Source organism: Pseudomonas sp. P5_B3 (assembly GCF_056400405.1).
Genome location: NZ_JBFULI010000006.1, coordinates 112,969 through 137,841 on the forward strand (window position 1 = coordinate 112,969; position 24,873 = coordinate 137,841).

Annotated in this window: 26 protein-coding genes; 9 read left to right on the plus strand and 17 right to left on the minus strand. The window is 56.6% G+C overall.

Annotation, left to right across the window (positions count from 1 at the left end):
* Window positions 1-30 precede the first annotated feature (30 nt).
* On the plus strand, window positions 31-954 hold the full coding sequence (locus tag AC1DRN_RS06065) for an SDR family NAD(P)-dependent oxidoreductase (protein ID WP_223457180.1): 924 nt from the start codon (window positions 31-33) through the stop codon (window positions 952-954).
* A gap of 82 nt (window positions 955-1,036) precedes the next feature.
* On the plus strand, window positions 1,037-1,810 hold the full coding sequence (locus tag AC1DRN_RS06070) for an SDR family oxidoreductase (RefSeq protein ID WP_159996657.1): 774 nt from the start codon (window positions 1,037-1,039) through the stop codon (window positions 1,808-1,810).
* Window positions 1,811-1,922: 112 nt separating this feature from the next.
* Here AC1DRN_RS06070 and AC1DRN_RS06075 read toward each other — a convergent pair whose 3' ends face one another.
* The 7 genes from AC1DRN_RS06075 to AC1DRN_RS06105 form a co-directional block, all read right to left on the minus strand.
* Complete coding sequence (locus AC1DRN_RS06075; RefSeq protein WP_110660980.1) at window positions 1,923-2,546, minus strand: c-type cytochrome; 624 nt, start codon at window positions 2,544-2,546, stop codon at window positions 1,923-1,925.
* Window positions 2,539-2,838: a hypothetical protein gene (locus AC1DRN_RS06080; protein WP_223457179.1), complete on the minus strand. Its 300-nt coding sequence runs from the start codon at window positions 2,836-2,838 to the stop codon at window positions 2,539-2,541. Before AC1DRN_RS06080 ends, AC1DRN_RS06075 begins: the two co-directional genes overlap by 8 nt.
* A 140-nt stretch (window positions 2,839-2,978) precedes the next feature.
* Entirely contained in the window at window positions 2,979-3,506 is a 528-nt protein-coding gene (locus AC1DRN_RS06085) for a methylamine dehydrogenase light chain (protein ID WP_411740682.1), read from the minus strand.
* A 26-nt stretch (window positions 3,507-3,532) separates the two neighbouring features.
* Window positions 3,533-4,129 carry a methylamine dehydrogenase accessory protein MauD gene (gene mauD / locus AC1DRN_RS06090; RefSeq protein ID WP_223457178.1) on the minus strand — a complete coding sequence of 199 codons (597 nt, stop codon included), beginning with the start codon at window positions 4,127-4,129 and terminating at the stop codon, window positions 3,533-3,535.
* Complete coding sequence (locus AC1DRN_RS06095; protein ID WP_223457177.1) at window positions 4,126-4,671, minus strand: MauE/DoxX family redox-associated membrane protein; 546 nt, start codon at window positions 4,669-4,671, stop codon at window positions 4,126-4,128. The genes mauD and AC1DRN_RS06095 overlap by 4 nt, the downstream gene beginning before the upstream one ends.
* Window positions 4,665-5,879, minus strand: coding sequence for an amine dehydrogenase large subunit (locus AC1DRN_RS06100; RefSeq protein WP_223457176.1), 1,215 nt, complete (start codon window positions 5,877-5,879; stop codon window positions 4,665-4,667). Before AC1DRN_RS06100 ends, AC1DRN_RS06095 begins: the two co-directional genes overlap by 7 nt.
* A 77-nt stretch (window positions 5,880-5,956) precedes the next feature.
* Complete coding sequence (locus AC1DRN_RS06105; protein WP_110660168.1) at window positions 5,957-6,601, minus strand: hypothetical protein; 645 nt, start codon at window positions 6,599-6,601, stop codon at window positions 5,957-5,959.
* Window positions 6,602-6,966: 365 nt separating this feature from the next.
* Between AC1DRN_RS06105 and AC1DRN_RS06110 the strand changes: the two genes are divergently transcribed.
* The 6 genes from AC1DRN_RS06110 to AC1DRN_RS06135 all read left to right on the plus strand — a co-directional run bounded on the left by AC1DRN_RS06110 (window position 6,967) and on the right by AC1DRN_RS06135 (window position 15,995).
* Window positions 6,967-7,968, plus strand: coding sequence for a helix-turn-helix domain-containing protein (locus AC1DRN_RS06110; protein WP_223457174.1), 1,002 nt, complete (start codon window positions 6,967-6,969; stop codon window positions 7,966-7,968).
* A 373-nt stretch (window positions 7,969-8,341) separates the two neighbouring features.
* Window positions 8,342-9,253, plus strand: a complete 912-nt coding sequence (locus tag AC1DRN_RS06115; RefSeq protein WP_223457172.1) for an NmrA family NAD(P)-binding protein — start codon at window positions 8,342-8,344, stop codon at window positions 9,251-9,253.
* Window positions 9,254-9,341: 88 nt separating this feature from the next.
* Window positions 9,342-10,697 (plus strand): DUF1329 domain-containing protein, encoded by a 1,356-nt coding sequence (locus AC1DRN_RS06120; protein ID WP_223457170.1) that lies wholly within the window; start codon window positions 9,342-9,344, stop codon window positions 10,695-10,697.
* Window positions 10,698-10,718: 21 nt separating this feature from the next.
* Complete coding sequence (locus tag AC1DRN_RS06125; RefSeq protein WP_223457168.1) at window positions 10,719-12,581, plus strand: DUF1302 domain-containing protein; 1,863 nt, start codon at window positions 10,719-10,721, stop codon at window positions 12,579-12,581.
* A gap of 67 nt (window positions 12,582-12,648) precedes the next feature.
* Complete coding sequence (locus tag AC1DRN_RS06130) at window positions 12,649-15,009, plus strand: efflux RND transporter permease subunit (RefSeq protein ID WP_223457166.1); 2,361 nt, start codon at window positions 12,649-12,651, stop codon at window positions 15,007-15,009.
* 14 nt (window positions 15,010-15,023) lie between these two features.
* On the plus strand, window positions 15,024-15,995 hold the full coding sequence (locus tag AC1DRN_RS06135; RefSeq protein ID WP_223457165.1) for a WD40/YVTN/BNR-like repeat-containing protein: 972 nt from the start codon (window positions 15,024-15,026) through the stop codon (window positions 15,993-15,995).
* A gap of 375 nt (window positions 15,996-16,370) precedes the next feature.
* Here the strand turns inward: AC1DRN_RS06135 and AC1DRN_RS06140 are convergent, their stop codons facing one another.
* Window positions 16,371-17,048 carry an aminotransferase class III-fold pyridoxal phosphate-dependent enzyme gene (locus tag AC1DRN_RS06140; RefSeq protein ID WP_223457164.1) on the minus strand — a complete coding sequence of 226 codons (678 nt, stop codon included), beginning with the start codon at window positions 17,046-17,048 and terminating at the stop codon, window positions 16,371-16,373.
* Window positions 17,049-17,389: 341 nt separating this feature from the next.
* Here AC1DRN_RS06140 and AC1DRN_RS06145 point away from each other — a divergent pair, with 341 nt between their 5' ends.
* A complete protein-coding gene (locus tag AC1DRN_RS06145) occupies window positions 17,390-17,599 on the plus strand; it encodes a hypothetical protein (protein WP_457265731.1) in 210 nt (69 codons plus the stop codon).
* A 344-nt stretch (window positions 17,600-17,943) separates the two neighbouring features.
* Here AC1DRN_RS06145 and AC1DRN_RS06150 read toward each other — a convergent pair whose 3' ends face one another.
* The 9 genes from AC1DRN_RS06150 to AC1DRN_RS06190 all read right to left on the minus strand — a co-directional run bounded on the left by AC1DRN_RS06150 (window position 17,944) and on the right by AC1DRN_RS06190 (window position 24,791).
* Entirely contained in the window at window positions 17,944-18,351 is a 408-nt protein-coding gene (locus AC1DRN_RS06150; RefSeq protein ID WP_477786653.1) for a hypothetical protein, read from the minus strand.
* Complete coding sequence (locus tag AC1DRN_RS06155) at window positions 18,344-19,246, minus strand: endonuclease/exonuclease/phosphatase family protein (RefSeq protein ID WP_457265733.1); 903 nt, start codon at window positions 19,244-19,246, stop codon at window positions 18,344-18,346. Before AC1DRN_RS06155 ends, AC1DRN_RS06150 begins: the two co-directional genes overlap by 8 nt.
* A gap of 160 nt (window positions 19,247-19,406) precedes the next feature.
* Window positions 19,407-19,925, minus strand: coding sequence for a lysis system spanin subunit (locus AC1DRN_RS06160; protein ID WP_457265734.1), 519 nt, complete (start codon window positions 19,923-19,925; stop codon window positions 19,407-19,409).
* Window positions 19,922-20,347, minus strand: coding sequence for a cell wall hydrolase (locus AC1DRN_RS06165; RefSeq protein ID WP_457265735.1), 426 nt, complete (start codon window positions 20,345-20,347; stop codon window positions 19,922-19,924). The genes AC1DRN_RS06160 and AC1DRN_RS06165 overlap by 4 nt, the downstream gene beginning before the upstream one ends.
* A 62-nt stretch (window positions 20,348-20,409) precedes the next feature.
* On the minus strand, window positions 20,410-20,775 hold the full coding sequence (locus tag AC1DRN_RS06170; RefSeq protein ID WP_457265736.1) for a phage tail protein: 366 nt from the start codon (window positions 20,773-20,775) through the stop codon (window positions 20,410-20,412).
* Window positions 20,772-21,062, minus strand: a complete 291-nt coding sequence (locus AC1DRN_RS06175; RefSeq protein WP_457265737.1) for a hypothetical protein — start codon at window positions 21,060-21,062, stop codon at window positions 20,772-20,774. Before AC1DRN_RS06175 ends, AC1DRN_RS06170 begins: the two co-directional genes overlap by 4 nt.
* Complete coding sequence (locus AC1DRN_RS06180; RefSeq protein WP_457265738.1) at window positions 21,062-21,787, minus strand: pyocin knob domain-containing protein; 726 nt, start codon at window positions 21,785-21,787, stop codon at window positions 21,062-21,064. The genes AC1DRN_RS06175 and AC1DRN_RS06180 overlap by 1 nt, the downstream gene beginning before the upstream one ends.
* A 15-nt stretch (window positions 21,788-21,802) precedes the next feature.
* Entirely contained in the window at window positions 21,803-22,495 is a 693-nt protein-coding gene (locus AC1DRN_RS06185) for a hypothetical protein (RefSeq protein ID WP_457265739.1), read from the minus strand.
* A gap of 319 nt (window positions 22,496-22,814) precedes the next feature.
* Window positions 22,815-24,791: a DUF1983 domain-containing protein gene (locus AC1DRN_RS06190; protein WP_457265817.1), complete on the minus strand. Its 1,977-nt coding sequence runs from the start codon at window positions 24,789-24,791 to the stop codon at window positions 22,815-22,817.
* Between the last annotated feature and the right edge of the window lie 82 nt (window positions 24,792-24,873).

The window sequence follows — 24,873 nt, forward strand, 5'->3', positions numbered from 1 at the left end:
GAATAACCGTATCAATCGCAGAGGTTTCATATGAGTCAGCAAAGTATCGATTTCACTGGGCGTGTCGCCATCGTCACCGGAGCCGGAAACGGACTCGGACGCTCCCATGCGCTGGCATTGGCCAGGCGCGGTGCCAAGGTGGTGGTGAATGATCTGGGAGGCGCCCGTGACGGCGCGGGTAACTCGTTGCAGGCTGCAGACGAGGTGGTTGCGCAAATTCATGCAATGGGCGGAGAAGCCATTGCCAATGGCGCCAACGTTGCCAACTTTTCTGAAGTCGAGGCGATGGTCGCGCAGGTCATGGAGCGTTGGGGGCGGGTCGATATTCTGCTCAACAACGCCGGAATACTTCGCGATAAAAGCTTCTCCAGGATGGACCTGGCCGACTTCAGGCTGGTGATGGACGTGCACCTGATGGGCTCGGTCAACTGCACCAAGGCCGTCTGGGACATCATGCGGGCGCAGAACTATGGGCGAATTGTCATGACCACCTCCTCTTCCGGTCTCTACGGCAATTTCGGTCAGTCGAATTACGGTGCGGCCAAGATGGCGGTTGTAGGGCTCATGAATACCCTGGCGCTGGAGGGACAGAAACACGATATCCGGGTCAATGCGCTGGCCCCCACTGCCGCCACCCGCATGACCGAAGATCTATTGGACAAGACGGTATTTGAACTCTTGACCCCTGAGTCGGTTACCGCAGGCGCGCTAATGCTGTGCCACGAGGGTGCACCGCAGCGCACGATCCTCTGTGCCGGTGCAGGTGGCTATGCCACTACGCGGATTTTCGAGACCAATGGCGTGTTCCTTCCACCTGCCTTGCAGACCCCTGAGAGTGTGCTGGCGACCTGGGACGCTATCTGTGACACCACAGATCAATGCGCCCTGGAGGCGGGCTTCAAGCAGACAGAGAAGTTCCTGTCCAAGGCTGCCGCCAGCTTCGGCAATCAATGAGATCGCACGCCTGAGCGGCGCATCCAATTCAATTTCTGCGCTTGTCCGGTTGACGGACGGGCGCGTTTTTCTCGGAGGCAGTATGCAGGATCTATTCAGTTTGCAAGGTCGGGTGGCGCTGGTCACCGGTGGGGCGCGAGGGATTGGCGCGATGATCGCGCGGGCGTACCTGCAATGCGGGGTCAAGGTGTACATTTCATCGCGAAATCAGGATGAGCTGGCGAATTTTACCAACGCTGTTGCAAGCCTTGGCGAGTGCGTTGCGATCCGTGCTGACCTCTCCAGCCTGGAGGGCATCGAGTTTTTGGTCGATGAGATTGGCAAGCGTGAGTCCGGCCTGGACATCCTGGTTAACAATGCCGGCGCTACCTGGGGCGCGGAGTTTTCCGTGTATCCAGAGGCGGGTTGGGACAAGGTTGTGGATCTGAATCTGAAGTCACCGTTCTTTTTGACGCAGCGTCTGCTCGGGCTGCTCAAAACTGCGGCTAAAGCAGAGACTCCGTCCCGGGTGATCAATATTGCCTCGGTCAACGGCCTGGTAAATCCCGGAGTCGATAATTATGCGTACTCTGCCAGCAAGGCCGGCCTGATTCACCTGACCCGGCATCTTGCGGTTGATCTGGCTCCCGCAAATATCAATGTAAACGCAATCGCGCCCGGCTTTTTTCACACGAAAATGACGGCTTACGCGGTTGAGCAAGATGCAGGTTCCATCATGGCCATGGTCCCGAGGGGGCGTCTTGGCAATCAGGACGATATGGCTGGCGCTGCCATCTTCCTGGCATCCAGGGCCTCTTCCTGGATCACCGGACATACGCTGGCGCTGGACGGTGGTCTGGTCGCAGCCGCCGGTTGATCAAATAGATTTCAGCGATACTCATGAGACTCTGTGACAAGCCGCAATAGAAAGCCCCCTCCGCTGGCAGCGGAGGGCTCACGGATAACAGCGTCAGCTTTGGCGGGTTGCCTTACTTTGGATCAACACCCAGTGTTCCTATGAAGTCGACCACGGCTTGCCGTTCTTTGTTATTGATCTGGGTAGCAATGGCTTGCATCCACTTGCCCTGGATATCGGAATACTCATCTGCCCCCCGCCAACCCTGAGCGTAATTGTTCAGCTGCTGATCGATATACCAGCCGTCAAGGATTCGCAAATCAGGTGCCTGCAGGTGTGCATAACCTTGGGCAAATTGGCCGTGGCAAGCCGCACAGGTATCCTGATAGCGTGCTGCGCCAACTTTGGCAGTGGCACTGTCAGACTGTGGCGCCTTGGCCAGTTGCAGACCGGCGTAGTGCGCGGCCAGACTGGCAAGCTGCTCTTCACTGAGGCTCAGGGTAATCGCACGCATGCTCTGCCCCGCCTGATCCTGTTGAGCGTAACCGCGCCGGCCGGCTTTGAAATTCAGCAGCTGACGAGCCAGATATTGTACGTTCTGCCCCGCCAGGCGCGGTGCGCCCAACGCCTGATTACCCTGGCCTTCTGCGCCGTGGCACACCGCACAGGTTGCACTCAGTGCTGCAGTGGGCGCCTCCGTCGCCTGGGTGGCGAGCGGAGCCAGAAACAGTAAGGCCAGGCTGGTCATCTTATTCATCTGCGAATGCTCCACTGTGCTGCTGTTGCTCACGCTGAACGATCTGTTCAAGCAGATGTGCTTGAATGACTGATGGGCTGGCCAGGGGATACTGACGCAAGGTGCCTACTTCAGCAGCGGTATAGGGTTGAAAATCCGCCGGTATCTGTGCCGCACTGAAGCTGCCGAGCATCCAGTTCAGCAAGCGTGCCAGATCAGAATCGGGCAGCGCCGTCTGGGCGGTCCCCGGCACCTGCACCAGATACTCGCGACCCCCCGGCACACTGAGAAAGCTGCCCATCCGATTACGCAAATCTGGCACCTGTCGTGCGGGAAAGCCGCTGCCATCTGGTAAATGGCAACCCTGACAATTGAGCATGTAATCGACCTGAGCCGGCTCGGTCGCCCAACTGCAGCTGCTGGACAGGAGAAGCCCCAGAGCAACTGCGCGAATCATTGTTTCTTCACTCCTATCACGACCGACAGCGAGCAGTGATAAGGCACATTCGCCTGGCTGCCGGTACACCAATTGAGATCATTCGAGCTCTGCGGCCGATAGATTGGCGTGTCGCCCTGATCTCGCTGGCAGATGCAGCGCCCACAATTACTTTTGCCACAACAGTCGTTGTAGGAAATGACGTAGTCCTTGCCGTCCGTAGGGTTTCGGCAGGTGCCGATCCAGGTGATGTCCGACTTCACGGTGCCTGGCGGACAGCTGCTAGCCGTGCCACCACAACATCCACAGAGAAAACCGTCGATCGCACAATGTCTCCAGTAGTCGCAGCTATTGGGATTTCCTTCTTCAGCAATGCCGGTGGAAGCAAAGGCACTGTTGCGATAGACCGGCAGCAGCGTAAAGGCGCCCGCACCGATCAACAGAGTGCCCAAGCCGCCGAGAAAACCTCGACGCGACGTGCTGCGAGCGGTCTGTCGGGTAAGTTTTTCGGTCACTTGATCAAGCCAATTGTTTTCCATCGTCATTGCCCTCGATGCGTGTGCCTGGCAACTCAGCCATGTGCCGCATGAAATTGTTGAACCGTGGCGTAGCCGAGGCTTTTCGCCTCGAAAAGGCTGTCCAGATGTTCGCGAGTATTGATCAGGCCGTGTGCGGTCACCTTGCCCGAGGCATCAATCAACACCCCATAGGGCAGCTTGGCGATCTGGTAAGCCATTCCAACCTCGGGAGAGAGCAAATACGGAAACTCATTCAGCCCTTCACGCCGAATGAAGGACAACTGTTCGGCTTCGTCACCATCACTGGCCAGGATCACGCGTAGCCAGGCTCGCTCCTTTGCCTGGGCCGACTTGAGCACCGGCAGCAAGGTCTTGCACACCGGGCACGTCGGCGAAAGGAAGAACAGCAGTGTGGAGAGTCCGCCAGCATCGAAGCCAGCCAGACTCAAAGCACCGCCGGTCAGGCTCGGCAGATTGAAGACTGGCGCCTCATCCCCGACCTTGATCACCTTGCCCAGCGACAGCGCCCCTACCGGGCGGATGCGTTCGTGCAGCAGACCAATTTGCCGGGTCAGGGCCAGCACCGTCACCAACAAACCGATGATGGCCAACCAGGAAAGGCTAATGGCAACAACCAGTGCTTCAATCATAGAGAGAGTTCTCGGGCAGAGTTTTGGTTGGCAATCAGGGTATTGGCCAGAAGGTAGAAGGCGCTGCCGGTAAGCACCACGCAGCCAATCACCAGCCAATCGTAGAAAACCAGGATGCGGCCGCTCGGCGGCAGCAGCAGATTCAGGGTGAGGAGCATGAGAATCAGGTTGCGCCATACCAATGGCCAACTGACTGCCTGGCGGCGGGCGCCTGCCTGGCAACCGCAGTCGGCAATGCGCCGGCCCTGCAACAGGCTCAGCGCCATTGCAAGCGCATAGGTCAGCAACAACGCCGCCGCGAGCCACACAACGAAGGGCTGCCGGAAAGCCAACAACCCGCCGGCGGTGACTATCTCAAGCCAAGGCAACAGCAAGGCGACAGGACGAACCAACCCTTGCGCAAGCACGTCATAGCTCTGCAACACCGCCGTGAACCCAAGCGTGTCGCGTAATTTGTGCCAGCCTGCAACCCCCAGCAGCAGGGCCATGCCGGCACTTATGGCGGTCAACCAGACCGGTTCGCCGAGCAGGCCGATCACCATGGCAGCACCATGTTCAGATATCCATAAGGCAGCCCGGTGATGGTGCGCAGGTGCGCACCGCTCTCGACATCGTAAAGATTGATGTCCTGCTGCAGACGACGCAGCACACCATCCTGGCCCTCGGTTAAATAAATCCAGGCACTGGCCAGCCAGGGCATCTGCAGCACCCAGTCCACGCTGTAAAGACGTGGCTGGACGCCGGGACTGACGCCGATAGAGATGCTCTGCTCAGCCAGTTTGATGGTCTGGATTTTTTTGCCCTGGTTCGCATCGAAGACCCAGACTTCGGTGCCCGGCTCCTGGAAGGTGTCTGGCCCGCCTTGGTGCATCAACACGAACAATCGGCCGCTCGCTGCATGTACGGCGGTGTGCTGAATGCCGCTCATGCGCCAGTCGTCCTTTCGCTCATCCCCGCTAAGCAACGACCACTGCCGGGACACGCGCAACTGATCCGGGCCCATCTGAATGGCATACACCTGACTTTCGCGAGAAACGAAATACCAGGTGTCACCTATCCGCGAAGCCGAAGTCGACAACAGGTCCTTGAGCGGATCGAATAACGGTTTGCTGCGCTGCTGGATCAGTACCTGACCTTGTTCTCCCAGGCGCAGGTGAAGAAATCCGCCGTCGCCGCAGATGGCATAGAAGTCACGCTTGCCGGCCGGATAGATCGAGGCGCAGCCGGGTGTCTCCACCTCGCTGACAAAACGATCGGCATCCAGATCGACGATACTGATGGACTGCGCCGGGGTAAAATTGAGCACCAGGAGAAAACGCTCGTCGTCCGACAACACACTCAAACCCGTATTGCCCAAGGCGTTGATGCGCTTGGACGGAATCGGGATCTCCCGTTTGGGCGCGAGGGTCAACGGGTCATAGACCGTCACCATATCGCTGCGGGTTCCACGGGTGCCGCGGCTGAAATAGGTTTCGACGGAAAACAACTCATTACGCGACTGCGCAGGCAACAGGCTGTTGAACCAGAAGCCGGTATCAAGCTGGCCCAGCATCTTGCCGCTGTCATCGAACAAAAAGGCTCGACCATCGAGCTGCGTCGGCGCTCGATTGCCCCATACCCAGAACCAATGCTGACCGTCATGGGCTGCCAGGGTTTCGACCCTGGCCTGCTCCACCGCAATATCAGCCAGTGCCAAGGGCAGTTGCAGTGAAGTGCCCAGCATGAAATAGCACGCTAAACGTTTGAACATATCGACATTACCTACCTACCCATAAGCTATTGAAGTTGGCTGCGATCGGGGTTTTCTCGCTGTGTATGACGGTGGGCCTATGCCATTCCCTTCTTGCGCGCCAGGGCGCGATACACATAGAAAATCTCTGTAAAAATCAACGACCAGGCCAGGGTTTCAATCACCCACTTATTGAAAAACACCGCAGTGTCTTCATTTGGCAGAACCATGAAGTCCTGGATAGCGGCGACAAACAGATTCAGGACGATAAGCACGATCATCAACCAGCCGTGCAAGATCAACTTGTATTTGAATGCTTGCTGCACGATACAACCGCAGAAGATTAAAAAGAGTACGGCTGCCAACATTGAAGCGACCGGCAATGCCGCCCGCATGAAGTCCAGCGTTTCAAAGCCGTAACTGAGAACAAGCGCGACGACAAAAACCAGAATCTCCTTACCTTTGGACAATTCAAAGTTATGCGTCACTTTCATTAATCCGATGGCACCAATAACGGTGACACCAAATAATTTTGAGAACGTATCCAGGTAATGCCAGACATAGGCGGAAAATTCAAAGACACCGGCCTTATCTAAAATCACGTTGGTTGCAGACACGGCCAGAAAGAACCACTCGTAGCCCAACATATCGTTTTTTAACTTGAGAAAGCGGTATCCGTAATAAAACCCGACCCACACCAGGGACGAAACAGCCGCGTAAATCATCATATCTCTGCTAGACATTGCCGCTGTCCTTTTTGTTTTGACCGGGAGGATTTGATTACCCACCGGCACTGCAGCCTATGGGCTGGCTTAAACAGCGCCAGCGCAGGTCATCGGCCTCCTCGGCAAACGGGAATAACCTGATGGCCGTAGTGTCAGATCAACGCCCAGCCAGGTGTTACCCAATATCCGCATAGAGTAAATTGCGTTTATTGGCTAACGCTGGCACTGCCAATCGCTTAGGCTGCGCGAGACCGATCGTCAGTGCACTTTCAGCACGATGGGCGATTACAGGAGTAGTGGTGATACGCGCCGCATGGGATAAAGGCGCCTAGTGCTCGGCGGAGTAACCGCCAGGAATCGTATGTTGTCCAAGGAGATTGCCAGTGAACACCAGCGGCGGCCTTTACTCCCCTACTCCATTGATCGCGACTGATCCCGTCGTCGTCAGCGTTGCAGAACTGCATGACGTTGATGACTATGGCGCGACCCTGCCTGGCTGGTCCAGCGAGGTCCAGCAGTTGAGCAACGGATTCTTTGCCGGACGCTGCAGCCTGGTGAGCTTTGCCGGCATGCAACTGTTTCGTGAAATCACCTCCCAGCGCATGTGCGTTAAATTCGCCACCAAAGCCAATTCGCGCTCTATTGCCCTGCCGCTGGCGTTGTCCCAACCTGCCCTGTTCAGCGGCACCGAAGTCAATCACCGGGAAATCGTCTGCTTTGCCGAGGATGAAACCTTCACCTACTACACAGCACACTCAAGCGACTTGCTGACCCTAAGCTTCGACACTGACGTCTTTACTGCCTATGCCGATCAAATCAAAGATGCCGATGTCGCTCGCAGCCTTGATAAAACCGCCTTTCTAAAGGTCATGCCAGATCAGGCTGCGCAGCTGCAAACATTTCTGCAAACCGTACTGACCGTTCTGCTCAACAACCCAGGCGCCTTGCAGCACCAGCATGCACAGGACTCACTGACCGAATCCATTTACACACAAGTGCTCAAGTTGCTTGGCAACGGCGACAAACTGTGCGCATTCGCCATGCCCAAACATCGCTATGCCCTGGTTGCACGGGCGCGTGAATACCTGTTTCACGACCCCCAGGGTGAGAGCTTCACCATTGCCAGGCTTTGTCACTATCTGGGAGTTGGCTCACGCACCCTGGAATATGCATTCCAGGACGTCCTGGGCATGACCGCAGTGGCCTACCTACGCGCGTTGCGACTCAACTATGTGCGGCAGGACATCAAGTCTGGCGGGCCACAGACTTCCGTGCTGGATATTGCTGCGCGCTGGGGATTTTGGCATCCCTCGCATTTCAGCGCAGATTACAAGCGCCTGTTCGGCGATCTGCCATCCGAGACGCGCCGACGTTATGCCAGTTAACATGATGCTGCTCCTGACTAACCAGCCCGCTATCCCTGTGCACTAACATTTCGCCCAGTGCGATCCTTTTGAATATAAAGCTATTTACCAATTGGATAATAGCGCTGGAGCACTCAGTGACCGGCACTAATTCTGCACGCGCGCAACACGTGTCGCCGAAGCATCGGTTAAGTGCGCCCGGCAATAATTCAAACATCGTAAACACTGCGATTTTTGGCTAACGCCTGCGCCACAACCACACAAATAATCGAACCAACACGTTGCAATGCGCATTGAGACTTGATGCACCACTACAACTTGCGCGGGCGTCAGTGGTCATTCCATCGTTACCGGCAAGGCTGAATATTTAATCAATCATCAGGACTTATTGACTGTGAACAAAACAAGCAGAGTGCTCATTCTGGGTGCCACGGGAAATATTGGTGGACTGACCGCTCAAGCACTGGCGGTAAAATACCCAGCTATAAACTTACGTCTGACCAGCAGCCGCGACGCCGGGTGCGATTTACTGCGTGCCCTGCATCCACAGGCTGAAGTACTTAAGGCCGACTGGTACGACCCCGGTAGTCTGCCCACCGTTTTTACCGACGTAGACAAGGTGTTTATTGTCTCGCCGGATTTTTACACCGACGAAAGCATCGTCACCCCCAACCTGATTAGCGCCATTCAGGAAGCCGGCTGTGTTGCCCAGGTATTGCGCTTGATCTCCCTCCCGCCAGGGCTGACGGCTGATCAATTGGAGCCGGACATTCTGGCCACCCGCTGTGGGGCCAACCTCTCGGTTGTCGCGAAGCCACTGTTTGATGCCAGTGGCTTACCCATGACCTACCTCAATGTTGCCAGTTGGCTGATGTTCAATGTGCCCTGGTTCCTGGCTGCCGAGGTGAAACAACACCGGCGCCTGGCCATGCCGCAGGCCACCCATGCATCACGCCTGTGGTTGTCTGAGTGCGACGTTGCCGCAGCAGCCGCCAGGATCCTGGCAAGCGATGCCGCACTCCATGTGGGTCACGAGTATCTGCTCACCGGCACTGAGCGCATCGACTTTACCCAGCTCGCCGAGCTACTGGGCGAAGTGATCGGTGAGCCGGTCACGCTGGTGGACGATGAGCAGCCCCTGCGCACCGCCACCGGAGAGGCCTTTGATTTGCTCATGACCTACTTCCGGCACGAAACCCGCGATTACCTCGACATTCCTGTCACCGACAGCTTTGCGCAGTTGACCGGTCGACCTCCCATGGCCTTGCGCGACTATCTGATAGCCAATCGAACCCTGTTTATCTGATTCACTGGCGCCGCTGGAAAGCTGTGCGAACTCCGCCCAGCCCTGCGCTCCGACCTCTAACAATAATAGGAGACACCTCGTGAATAGCATGTTCAAACGGACTTTGCTGTTTAGCGCCCTGCTTGCATGCTGGGGCCTGAGCACGGCACAGGCGGCCACTTCAGCTGAACTGGAGCAACTCGGCAAACAACTCACCCCCTTCGGTGCGGAGCGGGCTGGCACGGTTGATGGCAGCATCCCGGCCTGGGAGGGAGGCCTGACCCGAGCCCCAGCTGGCTGGGAGCCCGGCCATGGTGACCCCTATGGGGCTGACAAGGTGCTTTTCAGCGTCAATGCACAGAATCTCGCTCAACATCAGGCAAAGTTGCCCGCCGGACAGATTGAACTGATCAAGGCCTACCCCGGCTACCGCGTGGACGTTTATCCGACACATCGCAGCTGCACCTTCCCGGACGCCGTGGCGCAGCGCACCAAACAATTCGCCGCACAGAGCAAGGTTGGCGCTGACGGTTGGCAGTTGGAAGCCGCGGCCGGCGAGGCGATTCCGTTTCCGCTACCAGCCAGCGGTGTGGAGGCGATGTGGAACTACAAATTGCGCTACATCGCCAAGGGTCGGCAATTCGATGCCGCGTTTCTGATGCGGGACAAAGGGGGGACGCTGACGCAAGTCGAGCAGAAATCCTACGAGTTCTACCCCTATAACGACCCGGCCGTAAAAGCCCCGGCAGATACCGGCAATATCGAAGCCATGCTGATGTATGACCTGCTTTCACCCTCGTCCCGGGCAGGCGAGATGTACCTGGTGCATGCGCAGTTGGATAAGCCGCAGGATGCCTGGATCTACTTCCCTGGCCAACGCCGCGTGCGGCGCGCACCCTCCTTTGCCTACGACAACCCGATTGCTGGCTCGGACAGCCTCTACTACGTTGACCAGATCAATATGTACACCGGTGCGCTCGATCGTTACGACTACAAGCTGGTCGGCAAAAAGGAAATGATTGTTGCGTACAACTCTTACAAGTTGGTCGATAAGTCGAACAACTATGAGCAGTTGATCGGTCAGGACTACCTCAATCGTGATGTGCAGCGTTACGAGCAGCACCGGGTCTGGGTGGTGGAGGCAACGGTGAAAGCTGACAAGCGCCACTCCCTGGCCAAGCGGGTGTTCTACTTCGACGAGGACAGCTGGGCATTGCTGCATGTCGATATGTTCGACGCCAAGGGCAATCTTTGGCGTGCCCAGGAAGGCAGCGTCTGGGCCAATCCACAGATCCAGGCATGCACCTCCATCGAGTACGTCAGCTATGACCTGATCGCCCGTCGCTACATCGCCGACGGCTTTACCCAGGAAGGCAAGGTGCTCGACCTGACCGCAGGCCTCGAAGGCCGGGTCAACGACAAGATGTTCAACTCCGACGAACTGCGTCGCCGCGGCGAACGTTAAGTCCGACCTGAGGAAAAGCTCATGCATAACAAAAATAAAGGCGCGGCCCTTGCCGCGCCGGGCTTCCCGCGTGTCAAAAACAACCTGACCCTGCTGATGATGGCGGCCTGCGGCCTGGTCTGGAGCGCGCCGGGCCACGCGTTTCGCTTCGGCTCGGACGCGGGGATATCCGGCAGCCTGGATTCGAGTCTGTCCTATGGCTTCGCTCAGCGCCTGGAGCCGCAGGACTGCCATATCCTCGGCGGCGACAGCGGTGGCTGTAACAACGGCACCCAGACTCAGACCGGGCGCTTCTACAATCTGAGCAAAGGGAATGGCTACGCCAACGCCGATATCAGCTACAGCAATGCTGACGATGGCAACCTCAACTACAACAAGCACGATGTCTTCTCGCACGTGATCAAGGGCAACCATGAGTTGAGCCTGAAACTCGGTGAGGGTTGGAGCGCACTCGGCCGGGTCGCCTGGGCGAAAGACTTCAAGATGGATGACACCCGAAACACCGAACTGGATGACGACGCCAAGCGGGAAGCCACCGAGCGCCTGGAGTTGCTCGACCTCTGGGTGGCGAAGAGCTTCGACCTGGGTGAGATGCCAGCCAAGGTCAAGGTCGGCAACCAGGTGATCAGCTGGGGCGAGGAAATCTTCGTGACCGGTGGCATCAACCAGATCAACGCCATCAACCTTGCGAACTACCACACCCCCGGCACCCAATTGAAGGAGGTGTTCATCCCGGCACCTATGGCTTCGTTCAACCTCGGGCTGAGCGAGACCCTCAGCGTTGAGGCCTACTACCAGTTCAAGTGGAACGCCTATGGCATCGACCCGGTGGGCACCTACTACTCGGGGAGCGATGTGGTGGGTGAAGGCAATCTGCCGATCTACCTCTCGACCAGCTTCGTCAACAATGTCTTCAGCCCCTTGCTCGGCCTGACTTGCGCCGACCTGACGCCCACGGGACGCTGCGGCGCGCCAGGCATCAGCGGCCTGAGCGACGAGCAGATGTTCGCCACGGGGCTGGCGATTCCCTACGCCGGCAGGCATGAAGCGAAAAACAGTGGGCAGTACGGCATCGCCCTGCGCTGGACGGCGGAGGAGATCGAGACCGAGTTCGGCGTGTTCTACCAGCGTTACCATGACAAGTTGCCCTTCGTCGGCTACACGGCCACCCGCTCCCCCGATACCCTGCTGGTCGATAACTACTTCATCAACTATGGCGAAGACAAGAATCTGTTCGGCCTGTCGATGAACACCATGGTCGGACCGGTAGCGGTCGGCGCGGAGCTGTCCTACCGGCCCAACGACAGCGTCAGCATTGATCCCCTGGTGCCCTTTGGCGTGGCCTTCACCGGCCGGTTCAATGAATTCAGCGTGTACGACAACGGCGTCAGCAAGGGCTATGTCGAAGAGAAGAAATGGCAGGCACATGTGAATGCCGTCTACAGCTTCTCCGCCAGCGACCCGCTGGGTTTCATTCCCGGGAGCCTGGGCGCCTCCGACGGCTTCCTGCTGACCGAGGCGGTCGTCACCCACTACCCGGATCTGGACACCTCGGGCGAGACGCCATACCTGCTCCCGGACTATTCACTGCCGGACAAAACCTCCTGGGGCTACGTCGCCGAGATGGGCATCAACTACCCGAATGCGTTCGGTAGCGGTATCACCCTCACGCCGCAGCTGGACTTTTACCACGACGTCAACGGCACCACGCCGAACGCATCGCCGTTCGTCGAGGGCCGCAAGTCGCTGACCAGCTCCTTGCTGTTCAACTACCGCGACCGTTGGAAGGGTGGCCTGCAGTGGGTGCAGTACTGGGGCGGCGGCGACAACAACCTGATGACTGACCGCGATTTCATCAGCGGCAACATCTCCTACTCGTTCTGACCACCGGCGTAAGGCGGGCCAGTCCCGCCCTGCTCCGTTCGCTTGGTAATTTCAGGAAGGCATAACCATGCTGACTTCCCTGGTGCTCGGCCTCGAGCGCTTCTTCTTCCGTCATCGTCTTGCCACCCTCGGCGTGCTGGCCTTGATTACCCTGGTGATGGGCGGCTTCGCCGCGCAGCTACGCATGTCTGCCGGCTTCGACAAGCAGCTGCCGCAGCAGCACGAGTTCATCAAGACCTTCAACCAGTACCGCGACGTGCTGTTCGGCGCCAATCGCATCATCGTGGTGCTGCACGCCAAGCACGGCGATATCTGGAACAAGGAGGCGCTGACCAAGCTTAACGATCTGACCCAGACCCTGTTCTTCATGCCCGGCATCGACCGCCGCACGGTGACCTCGCTGTGGACCCCGAACACCCGCGCGGTACAGATTACCGAAGAGGGCATGAAGGCCGAGGATGTGGTGGGGGGCGACGTCACCGTGGCCACTCTGAGCGACCAGGCCATCGTCGGCATTCGTGAGCGCACCCTGGTCGGCGGCTTCGTCGGTAGCCTGGTGGCCAACGACTACTCCGGGGCCATGGTGCTGGCCGAGCTGGCCGATCCTGACCCACAGACCGGCCAACGCCTGAACTACCTGGAGTTCAGCCAGCGCCTGGAGGATGAAGTGCGGGCCAAGTACGGCGACGACCAGTACGAGGTGCAGATCATCGGTTTCGCCAAGCAGATGGGCGACATCGGCGCTGGCGCCACGTCGGTGATGGGTTTCTTCGCCCTGGCGTTCCTGCTCACCGTGCTGGCGGTCTATTGGTACACCCGCTCCTGGGCGTTGACCTTCCTGCCGCTGTGCTGTTCGCTGGTGTCGGTGGTCTGGCAATTCGGCACCATCACGCTGCTCGGCTTCGGCCTCGACCCGCTGGCAATCCTGGTGCCTTTCCTGGTGTTCGCCATCGGCGTGTCCCATGGCGTGCAGCAGGTCAACTTCATCTCCAAGGAGGTCTGCGCCGGCGCCGATGGCATGACCGCCGCGCGCCGCAGCTTCTCCGGCTTGCTGATTCCCGGCACGCTGGCGCTGATCACCGCCTTCGTCGGCTTCGCTACGCTGGTGCTGGTGCCAATCCCAATGATTCGCGAACTGGCGATCACCGCCTCGGTTGGGGTGGCCTACAAGATAGTCACCAACCTGATCATGCTGCCGGTGCTGGCCAGCTATTTCCGCTTCGATCAGGCCTATGTGACACGCGTCGATCGACTTCGCCGCGGGCGTGACGGCGCCATGCTCAAGCTCGGGCGCATCGCCGAGACGCGTAATGCGGCAATCGGGGCGGTGCTGTGTCTGGTGCTGCTGGTCGCCGCCGTGTGGCAGAGCCAGGGTCGGCATGTCGGCCATGTCCTGCCGGGCGCGCCGGAGCTGCATATCGACTCGCGCTATAACAAAGACGTGGAAAGCGTGGTCAGCCATTTCGGTCTCGGCCTGGATCTCTTCACAGTCGCGGTGGAAACGCCGCAGAACAGCTGCTATCAGCACGAGGTGATGGCCTACATCGACCGGCTGACCTGGTACCTGGCCAATGTGCCGGGTGTGCTCTCGGCGCAGTCGTTGCCTGTACTGACCAAGCTCTCGGCCTCCGGAGTCAACGAGGGCAATCCGAAATGGGTGGCGCTACCGGTGGATGAGCTGTCACTCGGTGAAGCGGTGCGCCAGGTACCCGAGGGGCTGCGGCTGTACAACGCAGATTGCAGCTTGCTGCCGGTCAACCTGTATCTGGCCGACCACAAGGCCAGCACCCTGAAAACCGTGGTGGAGGCCGTTCAGCAATACCGCGCCGAGCACCCAATGGTGGGGGTAAACGTGCGCCTCGCCAGTGGCAATGCCGGGGTGCAGGCGGCCACCAACGAGATCGTCGAAAGCTCCGAGCTGCCGATGATGCTCTACGTCTACCTGACCATCGTGCTGCTGGTCTTTGTGGTTTACCGCGACTGGCGAGCGATGGTCGCCTGCTGCCTGCCGCTGACCTTGGCCACCTTTCTCGGTTACTGCTTCATGAAGGCGCTGGATATTGGCCTGACTGTCGCCACTTTGCCGGTGATGGTGCTCGCGGTCGGCATCGGCGTGGATTACGCCTTCTACATCTATAACCGTCTGCAGTTGCACCTGGCTGAGGGGCTGGACATCGCCAACGCCTTCAAGCTGGCGCTGCGCGAGGTCGGCGTGGCGACCATCTTCACGGCCATCACCCTGTCCATCGGTGTGGCCACCTGGTCGTTCTCGGCGCTGAAGTTCCAGGCTGACATGGGGCTACTGCTGACCTTTATGTTCATGGTCAACATGCTGATGGCGATTACCCTGTTACCGGCCATCGCAGTGATGCTGGATGTGCTGATTCCGCGTCGGGGGCCGGTTTGCGCGCCTCTGGTTGCGCACTGATTGGAGGACACGAAATGCCCAAGAGAGACTTCACTCCCGTGCGTTTGCTGCTGGTTTGCGCCTTGCTGGCAGGCGCCAACATGGTCCTCTACAGCCGTGCCGCTGAACGGACTCCCGCCATGCGCCAAACCCAAGCACAACACGCCCCGCTGGTGGCGGTGAGCCAGGCCGGCGAGCGCCTGGTCGCGGTGGGCGATTATGGCGTCGTGGCGCTCTCCGACGGGGGGCAGGACTGGCGGCAAGCCAGGGTGGTTCCTGTCGATACGCTGCTGACCGCGGTTAGTTTCGCCGACGCGCAAAATGGATGGGCGGTCGGTCATGGAGGAGTGCTGTTGCACACCAGCGATGCTGGCGAAAACTGGACTCTGCAGCAGCGCCTGGAAGACAAACCCGTACTGCTTTCCGTCTGGTTCGAGAACATCCGCCACGGCATAGTCACCGGCGCCTATGGCTACGCCAGCGAGACCCAGGATGGTGGTCAGAGCTGGCAACGCCTGAGCCTGGGTGCGAACGATGATGACTATCACCTCAATCACATCTTCTCCGCACCGGATGGCAGCCTGTTCATCGCCGCGGAGGGCGGCAACGCGTACCGCTCGCGCGACAACGGTGTGACATGGGAGACGTTGCATACCGGCGTCAGTGGCTCGTTATGGAGCGGCATCACATTGCGCGACGGCCGCGTGCTACTGGCTGGCATGAGCGGGCGGGTGCTGCTCAGCGAAGACCGCGGCGATTCCTGGCGCGAGTTGGACAGCGGCAGCCAGGAGGCGATCACCGCCGTGATCCAGTTGGCCGATGGCCGCGTGGTGGTGGTTGGTAATGGTGGGCTGGTAAGCGTCGCGGATGCTGACCTAAAGCATTTCAGTAGCGCGATTCGTGAAGACCGCGTGAACCTTTCTGCGCTGCTGGCTGTGGATGACGATCAACTGACATTGTTCAGTCCACAGGGTGTGTTGCATCAGCGGCTGTCATCGCGGCAATGAGTGGCTCAGGCCGACCCAGTGCCTGTACAGAACGCGGCCATTTGCCTTGCGGTGATCCTCCTTTTTCATACATCTTGAAAGCCTCCAAAATTTTACTCTGGATTTTTCTAAGCTAGTATTTACTTGAGTTCCAGCGATGTTCTGCTCTACGAGAGTCCAGTAACGTCCACCAAGAGCTGACGTTTTTGTGGGGAGAAAAGTAGGGTGAATCAATTTCATGGCCAAAATCACCATGATCACTCGACGCTCCCTTCTCGCCACCGTGCCAGTCTATTGCACCTTGACACTAATCGCTCCACGCCTGATAGCAGCGGGTATGAAGCTGCTGGACAGAGGACTCCGCATTCCGGCTCTGCCTGTAGTGAGTGGCGTTAACTACTGTGCAGTGTGTTCGAGGTACCAGTGCTGTGTCGCATCCAAAGAAGCCGCAAAAACTCCAAGGATTTCATTGATATCCTTCTCCGTTGAGATCAACGGAGGACAGAATGCCAATGCATCTCCCATGACTCGGTTGATCATTCCACGTTCCTGGGTCTGAGAGGACAGATACCGCCCGAGTCTACCAACAGGCTGAAAAGGCTCTTTTGTGTGCCGGTCGGCTACCAACTCAACGGCAGCAATCAACCCCACACCACGAACCTCGCCAACCATTGGATGATCAGCAAACTGCTGAAGCCCTTTGCGAAGGATAATCCCCATTTCAGCAGCATGCTGAACCAGGCCCTCCTCTTCGATAATTGTAAGATTCTCCAGGGCGACTGCAGTAGCTAGCGGGTGCCCGCTACCAGTGAAGCCATGCCCTAAGGTGCCAATCGAATGGCTCTGGTCGGCAATGTCTTGGTAAACAGCGTCGTTAATTAATATGGCTGCAATGGGCTGATAGGAGGACGACAGCTGTTTGGATAGCCATTCTTTCTGAAGGGCAGCAATCGGCCAATAGCGCCGGTAACGCGTGACAGGAATGAACCCAAAAACCGTCCTCAACTCACTTATCAAGCCGGGACTAAAGCCCACGGGGAAAATTCCGACCTTGGTATCAGCTGAAGATTCCACCCAGAGCCAGTCGTTTTGTAGGGGTAAAAACGACCAAAAATAAAAAAGGGGTCGCGAGATAAAATCTCGCAACCCCTTGAATTATATGGTCGGGACGGAGTGATTCGAACACTCGACCCCTAGCACCCCATGCTTGAAAATGGGCACAAGGCCCAGCATTTACTGGCTCTTCTTCCGGCGCTCGCTGCAAACGGTGCCTTACAGAGTTGAACAGGAAATTGCGAATCCCCGAAAAAGTCCCCACACCCTTTTGGGCTATCTCCGGCGTCCCGCCGCCCTACCTTTCTTCCCTCCTCCACGATTGACGACTGCTACGCTGAAATCTCCACGGAGGATTCGCGATGCCAAATTCTGATCTGCTCCCTTCCCTGCTGTTCAAGCTCAATGAAAACCAACTTGCCCTCGAAGCCGCCATCCTGGAGCTTTCGAACTGGGTCGAGCAGCGCGGGTCAGCCGACGTCGCCAACAACGTGCGCGGCGCCCTGGAAGCGATCGACAAGAACGAAGAGTTCATCAAGATGACGCTCGCGGTGATGATGGCGCCAGACTGACTGCACCCTGCAGCTATTCGATTTGCCCTTGCTAGATCGCTATACTTGAGAACTGTATGCCCGAACAGCAGGGGTAGAGCTTAAACCGTGGATCTGTCTGAATTGAAGACACCTGCCACTAGTTTAATTCACCTACACAATATCGATATCCGTTGCCGCAACTGGCGCACAACAAGGAATACACATGCGTTTAACCTACAACTATGCGAGGCTGGGACCTAGAGGGGAACAATTCGTGTGGTGCAGGTGAAAAGCATGTGACCCGTACCGAACAACTTACAAAGCACGAACAGCAATTGAACCCCTAAAAATTCAACCATCTACTTGTCGAAAAGTCAACGCCGTCAACCCTCACCACCCATAAGTTTATAAAATGCATTCGAGACGGCAGTTGATTGAACAACATCTGCAAATGCAGCTTCTATTTCATCCACTCCAGTACAAATATAGTTAGTAGGTGTCGTCTCAATAACAACAGGATACCCCTGCTCCCGATCAGAGATCACCGTCGCAATCTTCTCCGCTTTATCTGGATCAGAAGTAGACATAGCATAAATAACGTGAACTAAATTACCAAGCGTTGCTTCCCTATGCTTAGTCGACAAATCAAAAACCAACTTTACACTCTCACCTGTCCCTTGAAAAACCATTTCTGCAATATGCAAAAGCTTTTCGTCTATCTCACGTTTATTCCTTCCTACCTTCTTAGCAGATTCCAACCCAGCGGCAAGCGCACTCATAAAGTCAGTCATAATATCTAGTTACCCTTCCATAAATAGGCAAATGATCGAAATTTTTAAAAAACTCTCCACCTAGGTACTCATCATCCTGATAACTAAAGACAGTAGTCAACTCCTCATCAAGATGCCAAGGTGTGTGCCCCATAAAAGCTGAAGAGACAATTATCTGATCAAAAGTGAACCACTTTGTGACATGCGAACTCGCCTTATAATAATAAGTTCCATGACAAGGAGACAACTTTCCATTGCGACTATAGGGTTGAATCCCACCTAAACTACGCCAAAATGGGTTATAAAGAATAAATGGTTCTTCAACAACTACGCGCCTATCTCTAGTGGCGACCAACTTATCATATATAGGCTTATCAAAAGGCTCGTCATTATAATCGCCCATCAAAATCACTTTAGCGTCATAGCCTTCTTCTTTAAAAACGGTATCTATGTCCGCTCTCAAAGCGTAACCAAGTTCATCCCGCCCCAGTTCTGGACGAGATCGCCTACTGGGCCAGTGAGACACATAAAAATAAAATCGCTCCTCACTACCTACAACCTTAAACTCCAGCCTAACTGCGACCCTTAAATTGCCAGAATAGTGAGGATGGACAATATTCTTACTTTCAATAAGCTCTAATTTATCCGAGCGATAAAAAACAGCAATATCAAAAATTATCCTCCCTTCCTTGCCGGTTATACTTATGGACTCGAAGCCCGATCTCAAAAAAGATCTACCTAACGCCCGTACAAACGAATCAGAAACCTCTCCAAATGCTACCAAATCGAGTTCCAGTAGTTCTTCTAGGTGGCAAAACAAGAACCACGGACGAAGGACAGTTGCGATATCGGGCTCTTTCGCAGATGCAACTGGCGGTTTAAGACCGACATTCCACCAAGCGAACGTTATATTCATTAAAACTTCCCTAGCACGTCATCAGTCCGCCTTGCAGCGCCACAATGTACTACGACGCTCCCCTAGTGACAAAACAAACTTTCTCTTCCCATGCCCCCCTCAAAGCCTATAGGCTGACGCATGTGAAAATACAACTTGTTCATAATCAGATCACACAATGCTATCTGCGCGTTAACTCTCGAACAAAACCTTGGCACGCCGCCAGTGCGATCAATCCTCGGTCGCCGGTGTCGGTGATGGCGACAATTCGTTGAGCATACGCTGGGTCAAGTCGGGCGCGTGTTCTTCCATGAACCACGCCGCCGGCGCCGGTACCGGCTGACACTGCACAGCCACCGGCTGAATCCGTGGCGTCGAGGAGGACTGACAGCCGCAAATCAGCAGTGGCAAGGCGATCGCGCAAACGAGCCTGGTCTTTCTGTGCATTGGTCAAAGTCTCGTGGTGGGATTGGTCACTGGCCGAAAGGCGCTGCTCGAGTGCGAGGCGCTTGTCCTGATCGGTGCGGATCTGGGCGGCGGCAGCATTGCTGATGGCGATGAGGTCGTTCTGATGCAGGCCGGCCTGCTCGGCGAGTTGCTTGCCGTAGCGCCAGTCCTGCACCTTCCATACGCTGGCGACAGTGATCAGCAGCAGCGCCAGCGCCCCCACCATCGCCAACTTGAGCGCAGCCGGGTTCATGGCACATCCGTGAAGAAGACGTGATGCCCGAGCGCCAGCGTCTGTGTGGCGCCTTTCACCCAGACCGGCGGCCTCGGCATGGTGGTCGCGTAGTAATGGGTGGCACCGCCGGTGGGATCCAGCACCCTTCCATCGATTACCTGGTCAGCGGCAATCCGCACCTGCGCGAGCTCACGGAAGGGAATCTGCTTGGCGCCACTCAGGTATGCGAAGTTCGGATCGCTCCTGTTCCAGCAGCTGAACTGGTACGGCTTCTGGCACACGCCGGCATAGCCCTCCCCCCACCACGACTTGGCCTTGCCGTCGTTCACCCGGTTGCGGATGGTCCAGGCCACGGCGATCTGGCCGGCCAGGGATTCGCCGCGGGCCTCGCTCCACAATGTTCGGGCGAGGATGTCGCGGTCTCTCTCGGATACGGTCATCACTTTTCTCCAGGCAAAAAAAATCCCGCTCGATGGCGGGTGCGTTGTGCGGTGGCTGCGTGTTACATCACGTCGGCAGCTATCGACTCGGGGGCTGCAACGATCTCGGGAATCGCAGGCTCGGCAGGCCAGATCGGTGCGGCGTACCAGGTCGGCTGAACGGTAACCTTGCCCAGGGAAAACTTGTAACCCTTCCAGGCTTTCAGATTAAGCAACAACGCCGAGTGCTCGGCTTCATCTTCTTCTGTCGCATCGCCGGCGTCGATGCCGTAACCGATCGTTTCGACACGGTCTTGAATGCGGGTGATCTGCAGCACCGCTCTGGCATTCTTTGCGGCCAGCTCTGCATTGGCTTCGGCCAGTTGCGCAGCCTGTGCAGTGGCGTCCTTCATGGCTTTGGTGATCAGCTGGGACCAGTCGATACTCATGTTGGCAGCTCCACTTTTCCATCAGTTGTTACAATAATTGGTTTTGGAAATCGGACTGCTTCAGATGCGTCGAATCCATGAGGTAAGAGTAACGTAAGCTCAATCTGGCCATCTTTCCTTGTTACATCTCCGATTAGCCACGGATTCTCTACAGCACTGCGCGGCAGGGTGCCACCCTCGGGGAGCGGGGTGAAGTCTAGGACTTCTCCATTGAGGACAAGAATGTCCCCAGATACAATTACCGAAAGTTCATCATCTCGGCATTGTGGACTTAGGTTAATTTTCATTAGTACCATCTCCCGATAGCGAAGGCATAGCAACCAACTGCGCCAATTGTATATGTCGTAAAATAAGCAGAACCAACATATACGTTGTTATACATTGGTTGCCCAACGTAGTTCCGAGGGTCGGCACCGTTCCCAACTGATGCAGTGAGGGACAGGTAAGGTGGTGGTGTGATGAATGCGATAGGGTATGTCCAGCTAATTGAACCAACACCAATAGGTGGTACAAGTGAGGCAGTCGCTGTCCAACACATCTGCGTGCCGTCTGCGTAACGGATATACCAACCATTAGCGTTAGTACCTGATTGGAAGATTGAACCAGTCGGTAATCCTCCCGCTGTGGATACCGTGCCGAGCATGTTTGTGGAAGTTACAACCCTGCCCCAAGCTGTCCAGGTGCCGTTTACCTTGGTTCGAGTATAAACCCACCCGGTGTTGGCGCTGGTAAATGTTTGAGCGACAAATGATGCACTCAACGGTTGTACTAGTAACCATCCATAAGTTTCACCAGCAGGTACGTTGGTAGCAGCCGAGCAGTAGTAAAATCCAAAGGTGTCTACGCTGTTCAACGCCGGAGCGTTGAGTGGAACTGCTGTATCAAACCCATAGTTGATAAACTTATTGTAAAGCTCATCGAAGTTTGCTTGAATCTTTGTAAAGGCAGAGCGTGGTGTATCGCCACCCACGCCTGTAGGGGCTGTGCCCAAGGCGATAGTTTGTTTAGCCATGTTGACTCTTCTTAATTAAGTACCGGGAAGACGTGCAAATACAGCAGCGGGTGCCCCTTGGTCCGTCCAAGGTCCAGCACCGGTGTCAACTATGTACAACTGCAATCTGTTTTCTGAGTAGTTGAAACGAACACCGCAATCTTGCCAGTTGAGACTTTGTGGTTTGAGTACCCCCCTTGAGAAAGGGTTGATCATAAAATATTCATCGATTGCTAATGCCGCTTGTTGTTCGTTTCTGAAATAGTAAGCACTACCAATTGTCGCAAGAGAGACGCTGCCCTGATATGTCCAAGAGTGATTGGCTCTAGTTACAATGACGGGCGTTGCACCTGAGTCATAACAAATAGCACCCGATGGTCCAAAGACTCGAAGCCCATATGTTGCTTTTGCTAAGGATGCGAATACCGCAACGAACCACTTACCAGCGGGGCGGTGTGTGTTGTTACCCGCTGTGATTGTGAACCCTGTCCAGTTACCAGAGCTTCCATTGATATCCATCCGGTAATACACTTCATCCGGTCTTGCTGGATCATTCCGGATGAAGATACAAGGTGGTTCGGTCGTTGTAACTGGCGATGGGAAGTTAGTGGTAACAATGTAGCTACCAGATGCCGCATACGTTCCGTTATACAATGCACACAGTCGTGGCGTATCAGAATCAATTTGCACGTAGTTAGAATTGTTTATTACTTTGAGTCCGTAGCTCACTAGCCGTACCTCATTACCAGTAGTCTAAACTGGATAGCTGAACCAACAGTGCCCGGTTCTGAGGGGTTTTTTGATCTAATGGTTACAACCCCTTCAGCAACCGATTCATAAGGCATGGCTTGCGAACTAAATGTACCGGTCGGCGCTGTAGTTGGCAGGATTACAGCAGCACAGTTTGATGGGCTAAAGCCAGTGATTGGCACGGTGATAGTATTAGCACCTGTCAACTGATACACCTGATTGTGAATCACCTGATACGTAAACTTGTCTGTATCAAGCTCTGGAGTGCCGTTGGCACTCCATGTCTTTAGCCCATAACTCACGCGGTTAAATCTCCAAGTTGCACTCGCAGTACGTTACTTCCGTCATAAACCTTGAGTGCTCTGTTAGTCATCGTCATTTTTCCTTGTCCAGCAATAGTCCCATTGATTTCAAAGATGCCCGCTTTTGTGAGCTTCCATCCCGATGTACCAGCGACGTAATCGTCAGACTGCAAGCTGTCACCGATCTTCAACATCGTGATACTGCCGTTTGCAATGAATGCATCCCGGATGAACACCTGCCCCCCGGTGACGGCAAACGGCGAAGACAGCGTGCCATTGATGCCGTTGACCACGGCGAATGTATCCGCACTGACCAGGAAAGTGCTTTGCAGTCCGGCCCCCGTATTCTCGATACCGAGCCCAATACCCGCAGCCACATATTGGCCTTGAGCGTTGACTTGCATCTTCACCGACCACATGGTGCCCAGCTTGCCATCCGTGGAGGCCTGAGCCTGAGACACCGTCTGAACGGCAGCCGACGCGCTATTAGCCACGGCCTGCACCGTAGTGATCTGGCTTGCCAGAGCGCTATCGGCTGTTGCTCGCGTGGTGGTTTCGGTCTGGATCGCAGCGCTGTTAGCACCGACAGAAGCGGTGACGACATCAATCCGCTGACCCAGCGCAACACCGTCCTCAATCCGCGCCGATTGTTCGGACCAAACGCCGACAAAACTGGCGGTCGAACCGGCAAAGTCGCTGCTGTCACCCGCCAGCGGCGGATTGACCTGAGCAAAAATGCCGTCCAGCTTGGTCGCCTGGGCGGTAATCTGGCCTTCAGTGTCGGTTACGCGAGTATCCAGCGAGCTGATCGCGGTGGCTTGGCCATAGGCTTGGCGAACCGAGGCGCCCGGGGTGAACTCGCTCGGCGTGGTGGCCGTGCCCACCTGGGCTTCCAGCATGACCGCATCCAGCCAGGTATCGCCGATTGCCGCCGTGTTCTGCGTGAACAACACCACCTGCGCCCGCTCGACCAGGGCCGCCGGCACGGTGATCACGGCGCTGTAACTGGCCAGATTCGTCCCGACAGCGATGGTCCCCACGCTGGTTTCAACCACGCCACCGGCGGCGTTCAGGTAACGAATGCGCACATCGACGTTATGCGTAACGCTGCCTTTGGCCTTGAGCGAGAAAATGTATTTCTTGCTGGGCTTGAGCTTGAGGTTGTAGTCCGTTGCCGAGCTGGCCAAGTACACGTAGCCCACCGTGATGGCGGTGGCCGAGACTTTCAGCAGATACCCGGTGTAGGCCGTGGCGTCCGCCTCGGTCGTGACGACAGTAGTGGATACCTTTTGCAGGGTCGGCGGTGCGGCCGAAAACGCCGTGTACTCACCCGGCAGCAGGTTGACCCCGTTGCCGCCAATCGCGCCCACCGTACTCTGCAGCTGAGTGACTGCCGAGCCTTGGCTGGTCAGCGTGTCACCTTGTTGCGAGACGGTGGACGCCAGCGACTGCAGCGCGCTGTTGTCCGCCTTGCCCGCCACGGTGTTGCTCAGCGACGTCAGCTGACTGCCTTGGCTGGTCAGGCCGGTTTCGGTCTGGCTTACCCGGGCATCCAGCGCCGACGTCGCCACCGCCTGCCCAGAAACGGACGCGGCGGAATTGCCGGCGACAAAGGGTGAAGGCGTGATGCTGGTATTCGCCCCGGCCATTTTCTCGATCATCACGCTGTCAATCGTGATTTCCGTACCGGCTGCCAGGGCAGACATGTTCGGGTAGATCGTGATCGCGGCCCGCGCAAACGCGGTGGCGGTGCAGACGAACACCAGCCGTTGACGCGTGGTGCTATAGGTGGCGTTCACCGAATAACGATGACTGCCGTTGTACATCGAAACGCGCATCGCACCCACGGCCGAGGATTGCACGTACATCGATACCAGATACGTCCCGGGTTCCATATCGATGTTCCAGCCGGCCAGGTTGTTGGTCGGCGAAAGCATCAGGAACTGACTGGTGGACGTGCTGGCCGTTGTCATCTTGATGCCGTAGCCCGATGACGCCTCGGCCACGGCCACGCCGATACGCGCCAGACTTGAGCCGCTGACGGTGACCGGCAAA

What these genes read in the sequence shown, in the direction of transcription:
- AC1DRN_RS06065 (WP_223457180.1), top strand. Translation starts at nt 31, where the DNA reads ATGAGTCAGCAAAGTATCGATTTCACTGGGCGTGTCGCCATCGTCACC.
- AC1DRN_RS06070 (WP_159996657.1), top strand. Translation starts at nt 1,037, where the DNA reads ATGCAGGATCTATTCAGTTTGCAAGGTCGGGTGGCGCTGGTCACCGGT.
- AC1DRN_RS06075 (WP_110660980.1), bottom strand. Translation starts at nt 2,546, where the DNA reads ATGAATAAGATGACCAGCCTGGCCTTACTGTTTCTGGCTCCGCTCGCC.
- AC1DRN_RS06085 (WP_411740682.1), bottom strand. Translation starts at nt 3,506, where the DNA reads ATGACGATGGAAAACAATTGGCTTGATCAAGTGACCGAAAAACTTACC.
- mauD (WP_223457178.1), bottom strand. Translation starts at nt 4,129, where the DNA reads ATGATTGAAGCACTGGTTGTTGCCATTAGCCTTTCCTGGTTGGCCATC.
- AC1DRN_RS06095 (WP_223457177.1), bottom strand. Translation starts at nt 4,671, where the DNA reads ATGGTGATCGGCCTGCTCGGCGAACCGGTCTGGTTGACCGCCATAAGT.
- AC1DRN_RS06100 (WP_223457176.1), bottom strand. Translation starts at nt 5,879, where the DNA reads ATGTTCAAACGTTTAGCGTGCTATTTCATGCTGGGCACTTCACTGCAA.
- AC1DRN_RS06105 (WP_110660168.1), bottom strand. Translation starts at nt 6,601, where the DNA reads ATGTCTAGCAGAGATATGATGATTTACGCGGCTGTTTCGTCCCTGGTG.
- AC1DRN_RS06120 (WP_223457170.1), top strand. Translation starts at nt 9,342, where the DNA reads ATGTTCAAACGGACTTTGCTGTTTAGCGCCCTGCTTGCATGCTGGGGC.
- AC1DRN_RS06125 (WP_223457168.1), top strand. Translation starts at nt 10,719, where the DNA reads ATGCATAACAAAAATAAAGGCGCGGCCCTTGCCGCGCCGGGCTTCCCG.
- AC1DRN_RS06130 (WP_223457166.1), top strand. Translation starts at nt 12,649, where the DNA reads ATGCTGACTTCCCTGGTGCTCGGCCTCGAGCGCTTCTTCTTCCGTCAT.
- AC1DRN_RS06135 (WP_223457165.1), top strand. Translation starts at nt 15,024, where the DNA reads ATGCCCAAGAGAGACTTCACTCCCGTGCGTTTGCTGCTGGTTTGCGCC.
- AC1DRN_RS06145 (WP_457265731.1), top strand. Translation starts at nt 17,390, where the DNA reads ATGCCAAATTCTGATCTGCTCCCTTCCCTGCTGTTCAAGCTCAATGAA.
- AC1DRN_RS06150 (WP_477786653.1), bottom strand. Translation starts at nt 18,351, where the DNA reads ATGACTGACTTTATGAGTGCGCTTGCCGCTGGGTTGGAATCTGCTAAG.
- AC1DRN_RS06155 (WP_457265733.1), bottom strand. Translation starts at nt 19,246, where the DNA reads ATGAATATAACGTTCGCTTGGTGGAATGTCGGTCTTAAACCGCCAGTT.
- AC1DRN_RS06160 (WP_457265734.1), bottom strand. Translation starts at nt 19,925, where the DNA reads ATGAACCCGGCTGCGCTCAAGTTGGCGATGGTGGGGGCGCTGGCGCTG.
- AC1DRN_RS06165 (WP_457265735.1), bottom strand. Translation starts at nt 20,347, where the DNA reads ATGACCGTATCCGAGAGAGACCGCGACATCCTCGCCCGAACATTGTGG.
- AC1DRN_RS06170 (WP_457265736.1), bottom strand. Translation starts at nt 20,775, where the DNA reads ATGAGTATCGACTGGTCCCAGCTGATCACCAAAGCCATGAAGGACGCC.
- AC1DRN_RS06175 (WP_457265737.1), bottom strand. Translation starts at nt 21,062, where the DNA reads ATGAAAATTAACCTAAGTCCACAATGCCGAGATGATGAACTTTCGGTA.
- AC1DRN_RS06180 (WP_457265738.1), bottom strand. Translation starts at nt 21,787, where the DNA reads ATGGCTAAACAAACTATCGCCTTGGGCACAGCCCCTACAGGCGTGGGT.
- AC1DRN_RS06190 (WP_457265817.1), bottom strand. Translation starts at nt 24,791, where the DNA reads ATGACAACGGCCAGCACGTCCACCAGTCAGTTCCTGATGCTTTCGCCG.